General features: G+C 71.0%; 16 protein-coding genes. 10 read left to right on the top strand and 6 right to left on the bottom strand.

Annotation, left to right across the window (positions count from 1 at the left end):
* Positions 1–35: 35 nt before the first annotated feature.
* Positions 36–1,280 carry a phosphoserine phosphatase SerB gene (gene serB / locus FNX44_RS00795; RefSeq protein WP_143645925.1) on the bottom strand — a complete coding sequence of 415 codons (1,245 nt, stop codon included), beginning with the start codon at positions 1,278–1,280 and terminating at the stop codon, positions 36–38.
* A gap of 320 nt (positions 1,281–1,600) precedes the next feature.
* Here serB and FNX44_RS00800 point away from each other — a divergent pair, with 320 nt between their 5' ends.
* The gene (locus FNX44_RS00800; protein ID WP_323368989.1) at positions 1,601–4,270 is read left to right on the top strand and encodes an FHA domain-containing protein; all 2,670 of its coding nucleotides are present in this window, start codon (positions 1,601–1,603) and stop codon (positions 4,268–4,270) included.
* Positions 4,271–4,353: 83 nt separating this feature from the next.
* Here the strand turns inward: FNX44_RS00800 and FNX44_RS00805 are convergent, their stop codons facing one another.
* Complete coding sequence (locus tag FNX44_RS00805; RefSeq protein WP_143645927.1) at positions 4,354–4,821, bottom strand: aggregation-promoting factor C-terminal-like domain-containing protein; 468 nt, start codon at positions 4,819–4,821, stop codon at positions 4,354–4,356.
* Between the two features lie 498 nt (positions 4,822–5,319).
* Here FNX44_RS00805 and FNX44_RS00810 point away from each other — a divergent pair, with 498 nt between their 5' ends.
* Entirely contained in the window at positions 5,320–5,565 is a 246-nt protein-coding gene (locus FNX44_RS00810) for a chaplin (protein WP_143645928.1), read from the top strand.
* 246 nt (positions 5,566–5,811) lie between these two features.
* Positions 5,812–6,051, top strand: coding sequence for a chaplin (locus FNX44_RS00815; RefSeq protein WP_143645929.1), 240 nt, complete (start codon positions 5,812–5,814; stop codon positions 6,049–6,051).
* Positions 6,052–6,117: 66 nt separating this feature from the next.
* Here FNX44_RS00815 and FNX44_RS00820 read toward each other — a convergent pair whose 3' ends face one another.
* Complete coding sequence (locus FNX44_RS00820) at positions 6,118–6,912, bottom strand: Rv1486c family protein (protein ID WP_143645930.1); 795 nt, start codon at positions 6,910–6,912, stop codon at positions 6,118–6,120.
* Between the two features lie 119 nt (positions 6,913–7,031).
* Here FNX44_RS00820 and FNX44_RS00825 point away from each other — a divergent pair, with 119 nt between their 5' ends.
* The 3 genes from FNX44_RS00825 to FNX44_RS00835 all read left to right on the top strand — a co-directional run bounded on the left by FNX44_RS00825 (position 7,032) and on the right by FNX44_RS00835 (position 9,385).
* On the top strand, positions 7,032–7,823 hold the full coding sequence (locus tag FNX44_RS00825; RefSeq protein ID WP_143645931.1) for an ABC transporter ATP-binding protein: 792 nt from the start codon (positions 7,032–7,034) through the stop codon (positions 7,821–7,823).
* Between the two features lie 97 nt (positions 7,824–7,920).
* Positions 7,921–8,343 (top strand): NfeD family protein, encoded by a 423-nt coding sequence (locus tag FNX44_RS00830; protein WP_143645932.1) that lies wholly within the window; start codon positions 7,921–7,923, stop codon positions 8,341–8,343.
* Between the two features lie 76 nt (positions 8,344–8,419).
* Positions 8,420–9,385, top strand: coding sequence for an SPFH domain-containing protein (locus tag FNX44_RS00835; RefSeq protein ID WP_143645933.1), 966 nt, complete (start codon positions 8,420–8,422; stop codon positions 9,383–9,385).
* A gap of 116 nt (positions 9,386–9,501) precedes the next feature.
* Here the strand turns inward: FNX44_RS00835 and FNX44_RS00840 are convergent, their stop codons facing one another.
* Together FNX44_RS00840 and FNX44_RS00845 are read right to left on the bottom strand one after the other, a co-directional pair.
* Positions 9,502–10,014, bottom strand: coding sequence for an HNH endonuclease (locus FNX44_RS00840; protein WP_143645934.1), 513 nt, complete (start codon positions 10,012–10,014; stop codon positions 9,502–9,504).
* 157 nt (positions 10,015–10,171) lie between these two features.
* Complete coding sequence (locus tag FNX44_RS00845) at positions 10,172–10,708, bottom strand: YbhB/YbcL family Raf kinase inhibitor-like protein (protein ID WP_143645935.1); 537 nt, start codon at positions 10,706–10,708, stop codon at positions 10,172–10,174.
* A 79-nt stretch (positions 10,709–10,787) separates the two neighbouring features.
* Between FNX44_RS00845 and FNX44_RS00850 the strand changes: the two genes are divergently transcribed.
* Positions 10,788–11,210, top strand: a complete 423-nt coding sequence (locus FNX44_RS00850; RefSeq protein ID WP_181353274.1) for a guanyl-specific ribonuclease — start codon at positions 10,788–10,790, stop codon at positions 11,208–11,210.
* Entirely contained in the window at positions 11,207–11,653 is a 447-nt protein-coding gene (locus tag FNX44_RS00855) for a barstar family protein (RefSeq protein ID WP_143645936.1), read from the top strand. The genes FNX44_RS00850 and FNX44_RS00855 overlap by 4 nt, the downstream gene beginning before the upstream one ends.
* Positions 11,654–11,722: 69 nt before the next feature.
* On the opposite strand, the gene FNX44_RS00860 is transcribed toward FNX44_RS00855, so the two are convergent.
* Positions 11,723–12,505: a sporulation protein gene (locus FNX44_RS00860; RefSeq protein WP_143645937.1), complete on the bottom strand. Its 783-nt coding sequence runs from the start codon at positions 12,503–12,505 to the stop codon at positions 11,723–11,725.
* 35 nt (positions 12,506–12,540) lie between these two features.
* Here FNX44_RS00860 and FNX44_RS00865 point away from each other — a divergent pair, with 35 nt between their 5' ends.
* Positions 12,541–13,233: a DNA-3-methyladenine glycosylase gene (locus FNX44_RS00865; RefSeq protein WP_143645938.1), complete on the top strand. Its 693-nt coding sequence runs from the start codon at positions 12,541–12,543 to the stop codon at positions 13,231–13,233.
* Positions 13,234–13,374: 141 nt separating this feature from the next.
* On the top strand, positions 13,375–13,688 hold a 314-nt coding region (locus FNX44_RS28680; protein WP_228449497.1), incomplete at its 3' end, for a hypothetical protein.

Consider the following 13,688-nt stretch of genomic DNA (forward strand, 5'->3'; position numbering starts at 1 on the left):
GCCTCCGGGCGCCCTCGGACGTGTCGCGGCGGACGTCACTCCTGCACGTCGGCCGCCTCCACCTCCTCGCGTGTGACGCCGAGCAGGTACAGCACGGTGTCCAGGAACGGCACGTTCACCGCCGTGTGCGCGGCCTGCCGTACCAGCGGCTTGGCGTTGAACGCGACACCGAGGCCGGCCGCGTTGAGCATGTCCAGGTCGTTGGCGCCGTCGCCGATGGCGACCGTCTGGGCGAGCGGCACACCCGCCTCGGCGGCGAAGCGGCGCAGCAGCCGGGCCTTCCCGGCCCGGTCGACGACCTCGCCGGTCACCCGACCGGTGAGCTTGCCGTCCACCACCTCCAGGGTGTTGGCGGCCGCGAAGTCGAGCCCGAGGCGTTCTCCCAGGTCGTCGGTGACCTGGGTGAAACCGCCGGAGACCACGCCCACCTGGTAGCCGAGCCGCTTGAGGGTGCGCACGAGCGTGCGGGCGCCGGGCGTCAGCCGCACCTCGCCGCGCACCTTCTCCACCACCGACTCGTCCAGCCCCTCCAGCAGCCGCACCCGGGCGTGCAGGGACTGCTCGAAGTCCAGCTCCCCGCGCATGGCCGCGGCGGTGACCTCGGCCACCTGCTCCTCACAGCCGGCGTGCGCGGCGAACAGCTCGATGACCTCGTCCTGGATGAGGGTGGAGTCCACGTCCATCACGACCAGGCGCTGGGCGCGGCGCTGCAGCCCGGAGGCGACGACCGCCACGTCCACGCCGAGCGCCGCGGCTTCCGGCGCCAACGCCGTGCGCAGCGCCGCCGTCTCGGTACCGGAGACCTCGAACTCCACTGCGGTGACCGGGTACTTGGCGAGCCGGAAGATGCGGTCGATGTTGCCGCCGCCGCGCGCTATCGTCGCCGCGATCGCGGCCGTCGACTCGGCGGTGAGCGGGTGCCCGAGCACGGTGACGTGCGAGCGGCCGACACCGCGCGGTCGGTTGTCGCCGCGGCCGGAGATGATCTCCGCCTGGAGTTTCACGGACTCGGCCCAGCTGTGCACGGTCGCCCGGAGCGAGCCCTCGGAGCCGTCGCCGGCGGGCTGCGTCACGAGGGCGCACAGCGTTATCCGGCCACGGGTGACCACCTGTTCGATGTCGACGACGTCCACGCCGTACGCGGCGAGGGTGTCGAAGAGTCCTGCGGTGATGCCCGGGCGGTCCTTGCCGAAGATCTTGACCAGCAGGGTGGGGTCGTCCTCCCCGCCGGGGACCGTCGGGTGCGGAGAGGGCTGCGACGAGGTCTGCGATGCGCTCATGGTGGTTCCCACGGTATCCGCCCTCGGCGGGGTTCGTACGCCCGTCCGTCACTCGGACAGGTGACGGACGTCCGTGCGGCGGTGTGCCCAGCGCGTCCGGCGCGTCTGCCACCAGCCTGTCACGCGACGGCGGACGCCACGAAGCGGTACCCCGGTGTGCCGGGGCCGTCGCTCTGCGTGCGTCCTTCGACGCTTCGGTCACCGTGTGGTCACCGGATCCGGGGCCGACTTCCTGTGAGGCGGTGAAGCCTGGAATAGTTCCCCATCGATGTTCGCCATCCCAAGACCCCGCTGGACGGGGTCGCTCGGGGGAAAAGTTTGTGGGGCATGGAGTGCCGGAACTCGTACTGGAACTGAACGGTCAGACCTGGACGCTCGATCCGTCCAGGTCGTACACCCTGGGGCGGGACCCGCAGGGCGATGTGGTGATAGAGGACGCCCGCGTGTCCTGGCGGCACGCCGTACTGCGCTGGGGCGGCAACAGCTGGCTGCTGGAGGACCAGGGCAGTACCAACGGGACGTTCGCGCAGGGGCACCGGGTGCAGCACCTGGACCTCTCGGCGGGGACCGTCGTACACCTGGGCAACGCCGGTGACGGCCCGCGCCTGACCTTCGGCGGCGCCGCGTCGCCGGGCGGTCAGCCGCAGGGTGGGGAGTGGCACCAGGCCGCCGCCCGGCAGCATGCCCAGCCGCAGCACGCCCCGCAGGCGCAGCCCGGCTGGCAGCAGCAGGGCGGCCAGCAGCAGGGCGGTTGGGCGCAGCAGCCGCAGGGCGGCCGGCAGCAGGCCGCCTGGCCGCAGCAGCCCGCGGCCCAGCAGCCGCAGGGCGGCCAGCAGCCGCACCCGCCGCAGCAGCACGCCGCCCAGCCGCACGTACCGGCACAGCAGGCCCCGCACGCACCGGCGCACGACCCGGCCGCCGCCGGGCAGCCGTCCGCCGCGGGCGTGACCCCGGCAGCCCAGCGGCCGCAGTCGCAGGGCCTCGGCGGGGACCGCAGCCCCACCACGTTCCACCAGCTCGCACTCGGCCGGGTCATGCGCATCGGTCGTGCGCTGGAGAACGAGCTGGTCGTCTCCGACCTCCAGGTCTCCCGGCTGCACGCCGAGTTCCTGGCCGCGCCCGACGGCCGCTTCGAGATCCACGACCTCGGCAGCCACAACGGCACCTACGTCAACGGTCAGCAGCTGCCGAAGAACGGCCGCCAGCAGATCGGCCCGAACGACATCGTCGGTATCGGTCACTCCACCTTCCGCCTGGTGGGGGACCGGCTCGAGGAGTTCGTCGACACCGGCGAGGTCTCCTTCGCGGCACGCCACCTGACCGTGCAGGTCGACGGCGGCAAGACGATCCTCAACGATGTGTCCTTCGGGGTGCCGGAGAAGTCCGTCATCGCGGTGATCGGCCCCTCCGGATCCGGTAAGTCCACCCTGCTCAAGGCGCTGACCGGGTACCGCCCGGCCAACCAGGGCGAGGTGCTGTACGACAACCGGAACCTCTACACCCACTTCGCCGAGCTGCGGCACCGCATCGGCCTCGTGCCGCAGGACGACATCCTGCACACCGCGCTCAAGGTGCGCACCGCGCTGCGCTACGCGGCCAAGCTGCGCTTCCCCGGCGACGTCGCCGAGGCCGAGCGCAACGCCCGGGTCGAGGAGGTGCTCGCCGAACTCAAGCTGGACATCCACGCGGACAAGCGCATCACCTCCCTCTCCGGCGGTCAGCGCAAGCGTGTGTCGGTGGCGCTCGAACTGCTCACCAAGCCCTCGCTGATCTTCCTCGACGAGCCGACCTCCGGCCTCGACCCGGGCATGGACCGCGACGTCATGCAGCTGCTGCGCGGCCTCGCCGACGACGGCCGCACGGTCCTGGTGGTCACCCACTCCGTCGCCGAACTCCAGCTGTGCGACAAGCTGCTGGTGATGGCTCCCGGCGGCGGCGTGGCCTACTTCGGCCCGCCCGAGGAGGCGCTGAACTTCTTCGGCTACGAGACCTGGGCCGACGTCTTCTCCGCGTTCGAGAACTACCGCGACTACGACTGGATGGGCCGCTGGCGCGGCTCGGAGCACTACCGCCTGTACGCGGCCGACATCGACGCCGTGGCCCCCCAGCCGGTCAACTTCCAGCAGCAACAGGCGAAACTCCAGAAGCCGCAGAGCTGGGGCAGCCAGCTGTGGACGCTGATGCGCCGCTACGGCTCGGTGATCGCCTCCGACCGCGGTTTCATCGGCCTGATGTTCATCCTGCCCGCGGTGCTGGGCGTGGTGAGCGTGGTCATCCCGTCCGACCACGGGCTGGCCTTCGGCAAGCCGCCGACGTTCACCAACCGGGACGCCAGCACGATCCTGCTCATCCTCGCGGTCGGCATGTGCTTCTCCGCCGCCGCGAACTCCGTCCGCGAACTCATCAAGGAACGGGTGATCTACGAGCGGGAACGCGCCACCGGACTGTCCAGGTCCGCGTACCTGATGTCGAAGGTGATCATCCTCGGACTGATCACCGCCCTCCAGGGCGTGATCATCTGCGCGATCGGCTTCATCCCGCGTGACATGCCCGAAGAGGGCCTGCTCTTCTCGAACACACCCGCCATCGAGATGACCCTGGTCGTCATCGCGCTCGGCCTGGCCTCGATGATGGTCGGCCTGATCATCTCCTCGCTGGTCAAGACGGCCGAGAAGACGATGCCGCTGCTGGTCATGTTCGCCATCGTCCAGGTCGTCTTCACCGGCGTGCTCTTCCAGATCCACGACAAGCCCGGCATCGAGCAGCTGGCCTGGCTGATGCCCTCCCGGTGGGCGGTCTCCGGCATGGGCAACACCGTCCAGCTGAACGTCCTGCTCCCCTGGGACGTCCAGAACCCCGACCCGCTGTGGGACCACGAGCTGAGCCAGTGGTTCCTCAACATGGGCGTGCTGCTCACGATGAGCGTGCTGTGCGGTGTGGTGGTGGCCCGCTTCCTGCGGCGCCACGAGCCGGAGGTCATGCGCAAGTAGCGGCCGCCCCGCAGACACGCCTGACGGCGGTGCCCCTGTCCGGGGACACCGCCGTCAGTGCTTCCGGGCGCTTCTCGAGCGCGTCAGTACCAGTGGTTCTGCTGCCAGAAGGACCAGGCGCCGCACGGGCTGCCGTAGCGCTCCTTCATGTACTCCACACCCCACTCGATCTGGGTGGCGGGGTTGGTACGCCAGTCCGAGCCGGCCGAGGCCATCTTCTCCCCGGGGAGCGCCTGGACCAGGCCGTAGGCGCCGCTGCTCGGGTTCTGCGCGGTGTGGTCCCAGCCGCTCTCCCGCTCGACGATGTTCGCGAAGCAGGTGTACTGCCGCTGGTCGTCGATGATCTCCTGGGCGGCCTGCCGCGGGGCGCTCGCCGACTGCGCTCCGGCGGCCTGCGCGGCCGACGGCTGTCCCTGCGCGGGAGCCGCCTGTGCCTGCCCGGAGAGGGCCGACAGGGCGAGCGTGGCGGCGCCCACGGTGGCGGCGCCTGCCGCGACCACACGGCGACCGAGGGGCTGACGCGGGAGACGAAGGGCGGAGAGGACGGGCATGTACGTCTGACCTTCCGAGTCGGGTGACGCAGTGGACCCTGCGCCGACGGACATTGGTAGCAACCCACCGGAAGACCGGGCAAAAGGTGCATGTACTGCCGCGCCTAGTGGACACCGGCCGGCGTCTTCGGCGGAGGCCCCTTCCCAGGCCGCGCGGAAGCCCTCCCCGGCACTAACCGGCCTCGTACGTGACGCGGGTCCTATGCGCCGACTCACATCCCGGGACCCGCCGGACCCGCACCGCCGAGACCCACGTCACCCCGGACGGCGTGCCGACACGGCGCTCGGTGCCGGCCCTGCCGTCGACCGCGCCGACCCGTGCGGCGCGGCACGTTCCCACCAAGCGGCGGCGGACACAAGTCACCCGTCCGAATGCGGCACCTGATTCATGCTGTCGTGTGATAGTCCCTCAGATGCGCGCAACCTTCCGGCGGCCCCGCCGTTCTCCATGGCGTGCCGCGGCGAAACCGCCGCGGAACCGCTAGGAGGGTTGAGAAAGTGAAGAACCTGAAGAAGGTCGTCGCCGTCACCGCGGTCGCCGGCGGGATCGTCGCCGCCACCGCGGGTGCCGCCGCCGCGACCGGCGGCGCGCACGCCCACGGCAAGGCCGTCGGCTCCCCGGGCGTCATCTCCGGCAATGTCATTCAGGTCCCGGTGAACATCCCGGTGAACGTCTGCGGCAACACCGTCAACGTGATCGGTCTGCTGAACCCCACGTTCGGCAACACCTGCATCAACAAGTGACGTCCGCGGCGCCCCGCGCGCCGCGACCAGCGCTCCGGCCCCGGACCGCACCGCCGTCCGGGGCCGGCCCGCTGCCAGGCTGCCCCTGACACCGTCTCGCCGGCGCGGGCCGCCGACTGCTCCGAACGGGGGTATTCGCCCCACGGATGGCTTTCCAACCGTGTCAAGGCGACCCCGCCCGCGTTGATCGGCATGTGGCTCCCGGCCGGAGCCACGGACCGTCATTCAGAAGGAAGACCAGCACCCATGAACGCAGCCAAGAAGGCCGTCGTCCTGCTCGCCGCGTCCGGCGCGGTCGTCGGCGCCACCGCCGGCACCGCCTCCGCCGACGCATTCGCCGGAGCCAAGGCCGCCCACTCGCCGGGCGTCGCCTCCGGCAACGTCATCAGCGTGCCGATCCACGTGCCGATCAACTTCTGCGGCAACACCATCAACGGCATCGCCGGGCTGAACCCGACGTTCGGCAACACCTGCGTCAACGGCTGACCGAAGCGCACACCCCGACACCCCGTCCGGCACACCGCCGGGCGGGGTGTCCGCGCGTCCCGACCGCTACGGCGCCCCGTGCCGCCGCGCGACCTCCTCCGCGTACGCGTTGTACGCCGCCACCTGGGCGCGCCGCGCCACCCGCTCCACCGGCCGCAGCAGGTCGGCGCGCGCCCCCATCTGCCCCGCGCTCACCGCGCCGCCGTGCTCCGGCGCCGCCGCGATGCCCAGTAGCGCCGACACCCGCTGCGCCAACTCCAACACCCGGACCGCACGCGGCGGATAGCCCGGCGCCAACACCCGGCGACCGGCCTCCGCCCGGGCCTGGTACGCCTCCAACGCGGCCCGCGCCACCGGCCCCGAACCCGCCACGTCCAACCGCACCAGCGCCTCGGTCGCCTCCCGCAGCGCCTCGACCAGCTCCCGCTCCGCCTCGCCGAGCGAGGGCACGTCCGCCGGCGTAGCCTGACGCACCGGCAGGCACGTCCATTCCACCTCCACGTGCTCGTCGCCCTCCGGCCCCACGGCCGCCGCCTCCGGCACCAGCCCGAGTCCCGCCCCGGGCGCCAGCACGGCCTCGCCGACCTCCAGCGCCCGCGCGTTGAACTCCGGTGGGCCGCACAGGCCGAGCGGGTGGCCCGGCGCCGGCAGCGCCACCGTCAGACCCGTCGCGCCGAGCGCCCGCAGCCGCCCCAGCGCCAGCGTCAACCCGACCGGGCCCGTCTCTCCGGGCAGCTCCACGACCCGGTGCGCGGCGTCGCCGCCGACCGCTTCCGAGGCCGCCTCGTCCGGTGACACGGCACCGGCGTACAGTGCGTTTCCCCAGGCGGCGAGCCGCCCGGAGCGAGGTTCTTCCAGCATCCCTCCACCTTAGAGAGGAAGCCGGGGGACCACGGGCGAGTACGGGTGGCGTAGGTTTTCCCTGGGGACCGTGCCCACAGGCACGGGCAAACGCGATTGCATTGGGAGACAGCGCGCTCATGAGCGATGTACTGGAGCTGGTGGACGTATCCGTGGTCCGCGAGGGTCGCGCTCTGGTGGACGAGGTCTCCTGGTCGGTGAAGGAGGGCGAGCGATGGATCATCCTCGGCCCCAACGGCGCCGGGAAGACCACCCTGCTCAACCTCGCCTCCAGCTACCTGTTCCCGACCACCGGCACCGCCACCGTCCTCGGTGAACGCCTCGGCGCGGTCGACGTCTTCGAGCTCCGGCCCCGCATCGGCATGTCCTCCAGCGCGCTCACCGAGAAGCTGCCGCGCAGCCAGACCGTCCTGCAGACCGTGCTGACCGCCGCCTACGGAATGACCGCCGGCTGGCAGGAGTCCTACGACGCCGTCGACGAGGAGCGCGCCCGCGCCTTCCTGGACCGGCTCGGCATGAGCGACTACCTCGACCGCCGCTTCGGCACCCTCTCCGAGGGCGAGCGCAAGCGCACCCAGATCGCCCGCGCCATGATGACCGACCCCGAACTGCTGCTGCTCGACGAGCCGGCCGCCGGACTCGACCTCGGCGGCCGGGAGGACCTGGTGCGCCGCCTCGGCCGACTGGCCCGCGACCCCTACGCCCCCTCCATGATCATGGTGACGCACCACGTCGAGGAGATCCCGGCAGGCTTCACCCACGTCCTGATGATCCGCCAGGGCAAGGTCCTCACCGCCGGCCCGATGGAGACGGAGATGACCTCCGCCAACCTCTCCCGCTGCTTCGGCCTGCCCCTGGTCCTGGAGCGCCAGGGCGAGCGCTGGACCGCCGCCGGGCTCCCGCTCGGCTGACGACCGGTCGTCCCAGGACCGCGCGCCGCGGCCGGGAACGTTCCCCGGCCGCGCCGCGCACTGTCCGTGAACGCCCGCCACCCCTATCATTGACCTTGTGGATGCTTGGGTGTGGTGGCTGATCGCCGCCGTAGGGCTGCTCATCCCGCTTGTCATCACCGCCATGCCGGAGTTGGGCATGCTCGCCATCGGCGCGGGCGCGGGCTCGCTCACGGCGGCGCTCGGTGGCGGCCCGGTCGCGCAGGTCGCGGTCTTCGCGATCGTCTCCACCGCGCTGATACTGGTGGTCCGCCCGGTCGCCCGCCGGATGCGCGCCGAGCGGCCCGAACTCGCCAGCGGCGTCGACGCGCTCAAGGGCCAGCGGGCCGTCGTCCTGGAACGCGTGGACGAGAGCGGCGGCCGGGTGAAGATCGGCGGCGAGGTCTGGTCGGCCCGTGCGCTGGACTCCGGCGAGGCCTACGAACCCGGCAGCCGCGTCGACGTGGTGGAGATCGACGGGGCCACCGCCGTCGTGATGTGATGGCCCGTGACACAGGCACGGTCACGCACGGTGGCCGCCGCCCAGCGAACACCTACCGACAGTCCAGGGGGACGCGATGGATGCAGTCATCATCGTCTTGATCATCCTGGTGGTGCTTGTCTTCATCGCACTCATCAAGACGATCCAGGTCATCCCACAGGCGAGCGCGGCCATCGTCGAGAGGTTCGGCCGTTACACCCGCACCCTCAACGCGGGCCTGAACATCGTCGTGCCGTTCATCGACACCATCCGCAACCGCATCGACCTGCGTGAACAGGTCGTGCCCTTCCCGCCGCAGCCGGTGATCACCCAGGACAACCTGGTCGTGAACATCGACACCGTCATCTACTACCAGGTGACCGACGCCCGGGCCGCGACCTACGAGGTCGCCAGCTACATCCAGGCCATCGAGCAGCTCACCGTCACCACACTGCGGAACATCATCGGCGGTATGGACCTGGAGCGCACCCTGACCTCCCGCGAGGAGATCAACGCGGCACTGCGCGGCGTCCTCGACGAGGCCACCGGCAAGTGGGGAATCCGCGTCAACCGCGTCGAGCTGAAGGCGATCGAGCCGCCCACCTCCATCCAGGACTCGATGGAGAAGCAGATGCGCGCCGACCGCGACAAGCGCGCCGCCATCCTCCAGGCGGAAGGTGTCCGGCAGTCGGAGATCCTCCAGGCTGAGGGCCACAAGCAGTCCGAGATCCTCCGCGCCGAAGGTGACGCCAAGGCCGCCGCACTGCGCGCCGAAGGTGAGGCGCAGGCGATCCGCACGGTCTTCGAGTCCATCCACGCCGGAGACCCGGACCAGAAGCTGCTCTCCTACCAGTACCTCCAGATGCTGCCGAAGATCGCCGAGGGCGACGCCAACAAGCTGTGGATCGTGCCCAGCGAGATCGGCGACGCGCTCAAGGGCCTCGGCGGCGCGTTGGATACCTTCCGAGGCGGCAACGGAGGCGGCAGCGGCGGCGGCAACGGAGGCGGCCAGCAGGGCGGAAAGTCCGTCACGCCCCCCACCGAGCGCCCCTCGATCGACTGATTCAAGCCGTTCGGCCGCCCGCCCCTGGGCGCTTGTGGAACACAAACGGGCCCGCCGTCCGACCTCCCCGGTCAAACGGCGGGCCCGCGTCATTCGCGGCAGTCACCGCGCACCGCTCAGGCCGCCGGTGCCGGTAGCCGCAACCAGTCCGGAAGCCCCTCCCCGTCACGGAAGTTGAGCGCCAGCAGCAGCGCGTCCGCCGGCGTCGGCTCGAACGGCCGCACCAGCAGCCGCATCCCCGCCTCCGCCGGAGTGCGGTCCGCCTTGCGGTGGTTGTCCGCAGCGCACGCCGCCACGGTGTTCAGCCAGGTGTCCCCGCCGCCGTGCGACCTGGGCACGATGTGGTCGACCGTGGTCGCGCGCCGCCCGCAATAGGCGCAACGGTGGCGGTCCCGCACCAGCACACCGCGCCGCGACCACGGCGCCCGTTGTCGGAACGGCACTTTCACGTACCGCCGTAGCCGGATGACCTGCGGCACCGGGAGCTCGACGTGCGCCGCCCGGACCTTCAGCCCACCGTGAGCCTGCTCCACCACGGCCTTGTTCTGCATCACCAGAACAACCGCCCGTCGAAGCGCCACCGTCGCCAGTGGCTCGAAACTCGCGTTCAGAACCAGCGTCTCCCGCACGTCCACCTCCCCGTCAGGCCCGCCGGGCGGCGGGTGGCACCACTGTGCCGGTGCCCCTTCCGGCCGACAACGCAATTTCCCCGCGGTGTACGGCGGGCGACGGAAGCGGGACGTGCGGGGGACGGGTGGACGGCGGGAGAACCGCGGCCGCGCGTCGCTAGCGCTCGCGCACCTCGTACTCGGCGATCAGGTGCGCCCGACCGATCGCCTTGAACCGCAGGTTGAAGCCGACCGCCGCGGGGGTCGCGCCCTCGTCGACGCCCAGCTTGTCCTCGCCGACGGCGTAGACCGTGAACACGTACCGGTGCGGCCCGTCCCCGGGCGGCGGGGCCGCACCGCCGAAGTCGGCCGTGCCGTAGTCGTTGCGCACCTGCACCGCGCCGGCCGGCAGCCCGGTGAAGTCACCGCTACCCGCCCCGGTGGGCAGCTCGGTCACGTCGACCGGGATGTCGAAGACCGTCCAGTGCCAGAAGCCGCTGCCCGTCGGCGCGTCCGGGTCGAAGCAGGTCACCGCGAAGCTCCTGGTGCCCTCCGGGTGGCCCGCCCAACGCAGGTGCGGCGACGTGTTGCCCGCCGCGTACACCTGGGCCGGCCCGAGCGTGCCACCGTCCTCCACATCGTCACTGACCACGGTGAAGGAGGGCACCGGGGGGTGGAAGTCGTGGGGGAGCGGACGCCGTCGCTGCTCGGTCATGTGAAGCCTCCTCGTCGCGAACTTCGGTGCCCGGCCAGCCTAACCAGCCGCCGAGGGGCGGTGCTGGCAGCATGTCGGAGTGCTCAGAAGGATATTGCTCGCCCTCGTGGCCGCCCTCGCCCTGCTGCTGACCGGTTGCGGCGCCGACACCCCCACCACCGGCAACCCGTCGGACCCCACCGCGACGCCCGGCGTCACCGCGACGCCCGAATGGGCCGAGGGCATGCCGCTCCTCACCCCCGGCGAACTCCCCGCGGAAGCCCGGGAGACGCTGCGCCTCATCGAGGCCGACGGCCCGTTCCCCTACGCCAAGGACGGCAGCGTCTTCGGCAACTACGAACGCCGACTGCCGCTACAGGCGAGGGGCTACTACCGCGAATACACCGTGCCCACACCCGGTGCCCGCAACCGCGGCGCCCGACGCATCGTCACCGGCGACGAGGGCGAGCGTTACTACACCAGCGACCACTACGAATCGTTCAAGGCTGTGGTGAACCCATGACTCTGCCCCTCCCGGCCCTGCCCGACGCCTCGGTGCCGGGCCTGCTCGACGAATCCGTCCCGCCGGGCGCCTACCTGTGGGAGCCGTCTCCCGATGTCACCCGCGTCACCGAGGTACTGGAGGCCGCGCGCGCCGCCCGCTGGCGCTGTGCACTCGCCCCACTCGAAGGAGTGACGGACAAGGCCGGCTTCCTCGCGGCCTGCCAGTCGGGCATGGAACTGCCCGACTGGTTCGGCCGCAACTGGGACGCCCTCGCGGACTGCCTGACCGACCTCTCCTGGTGGGAGGACGGCGACCCCGAGGGCTATCTGTTCGTCCTCACCGGCTGGGCCGACTTCGCGGCGGCGGCGCCGGAGGACGCCGCGACCGCGACCGACGTGCTCACCGCCGCCGCGGGCTTCTGGTCCGCGCGTGACACACCCTTCGCCGTCCTACTGGGCTGAGCGGCCCGCACGGTCGCGGGGTGCCCTCCGAGGCACCCCGCCGCCAGGCCCCGCCGGACCGCGCGTCCGTCAGAACCACTTGCGGCGACCGCCCACCTCCGCCAGCCAGTGGTTGAGGTAGCCCGCCCAGTCGGTCTGGTGGAAGTCGGCGAGGTTCATCTGGAAGCAGCGGTAGGAGTCGCTGTGGCCGCTGAAGAGCCCCGGCTTCTTGTCCATCTCCAGGACGACGTCCATCGTCTGTCCGTCGGCCACGAACGACAGCTCGACCTCCTTCAGCCCCCGGTACCGCTCCGGGGCGTGGAACTCGATCTCCTGGTAGAACGGCAGCTGCTGCCGGGTGCCGCCGATCATGCCCTTCTCCAGGTCGGCGCTCTTGAAGCGGAAGCCGAGCGCGCCGAAGGCGTCCAGGATCGCCTGCTGCGCGGGCAGCGGGTGAACGGCGACCGGATCGAGGTCCGTGGAGTCGATGGCCCGAGCGATGTCCAGCTGGGTGGTGACGCCCACGTGCATCCCGGTCAGGTGCTGGCCGAGGAAGCAGGTGACGGGCGTCTCCCACGGGATGCCCAACGCGAACGGCACCGTGTGCACGGCACCGGGAGCCAGCTCGAACGCCCCGCCCAGCTGCTGCTGGTAGAAGGACATGTCCTCCCGACGCTCACCGTCCTGCGTCTCCACCTCCACCCGGGCCTGGAGCCCCACCGAGAGCCCCTGGACGCGCTGGGCCACCGAACCGCCCTCGATCCGCACCTCCCCGTGCACCACGCCACCCGGCAGGACGTTCGGCTCGGACAACACCGTCTCCACCGACGCCCCGCCGATACCCATCGACGCGAACAGCTTCTTGAGGGCCATCTCTTCTCCCCGAGACTCGACTACGCTCGAACGACATGATCTCCGGCCGTGACCGTACTGCTCTGCCACGTACCTTCTTCGACCGCCCCGTACTCGACGTCGCCCCGGACCTGCTGGGCCGGATCCTCGTCCGCACCACCCCGCGCGGGCGCATGGCCCTGCGCCTCACGGAGGTGGAGGCCTACGACGGCGAGCGAGACCCGGGATCGCACGCCTACCGGGGGCGCACCGCCCGCAACGCCGCGATGTTCGGACCGCCCGGACACGCCTACGTCTACTTCACCTACGGCATGTGGCACTGCCTGAACCTGGTGTGCGGGCCGGAGGGCAAGGCGAGCGGAGTCCTGCTGCGAGCGGGGGAGGTCGTCTCCGGTGTGGACCTGGCACGAAGCCACCGCCCCAACGCCCGTCGCGACGCCGAACTCGCGAAGGGACCGGCGCGGCTCGCGACCGCTCTGGACGTCGACCGTGCGTTGAACGGTGTCGACGTCTGCCTCGTGGAGACGGACGCCGAGCTGCCGGCCGCCCCCGAACCGGACGGAGAACTCGGCGTGCTGACCGGGCGGCCGCCCGGCCGCGGCCGCGTCCGCAGCGGGCCGCGCACCGGCGTCGGCGGGGAGGGCGCGCCGTACCCGTGGCGGTTCTGGATCGAGGACGATCCGACGGTCAGCCCCTACCGCGCGCACCAGCCGCGAAGCCGTGCGCGGCTTCGCACCGAGGCGACTTGACTCTGTCCGCCCGGCCGCCTAACGTAGTCCGAGCCGCAACAAGAGGCGGCGGGGACGCGAAGGCCGTTCAAGGTCGTACAGCCCCCGTCGAACCGGGCGGCGCAACTACTCCAGCGGATCACCTGAAGGTGTGCCAAAGGCATGCCATCACGCATTCCAGAAGAGCTCGATTATGAGTTCCACGGAAGAAACGCTAAAGTAGTGAACACCGAAGGGAAGCGCCCGGAGGAAGCCCGGAAGGGAATCCGAAGGAAGCGTCCGTTCCTTGAGAACTCAACAGTGTGCCAAAAGTCAACGCCAGATATGTTGATACCCCGTCCGTTCACGTTTGTGGATGGTCGAGGTTCCTTTGAAACACAACACAGCGAGGACGCTGTGAACGAGTGGGCTTATTCCGCCTGCTTGTTCCGCTCTTCTGTGGTTGTGACCCCGATTACGGGGAAGCATTCATGGAG

The organism is Streptomyces alkaliterrae, assembly GCF_007097205.2.
Classification (GTDB): domain Bacteria; phylum Actinomycetota; class Actinomycetes; order Streptomycetales; family Streptomycetaceae; genus Streptomyces; species Streptomyces alkaliterrae.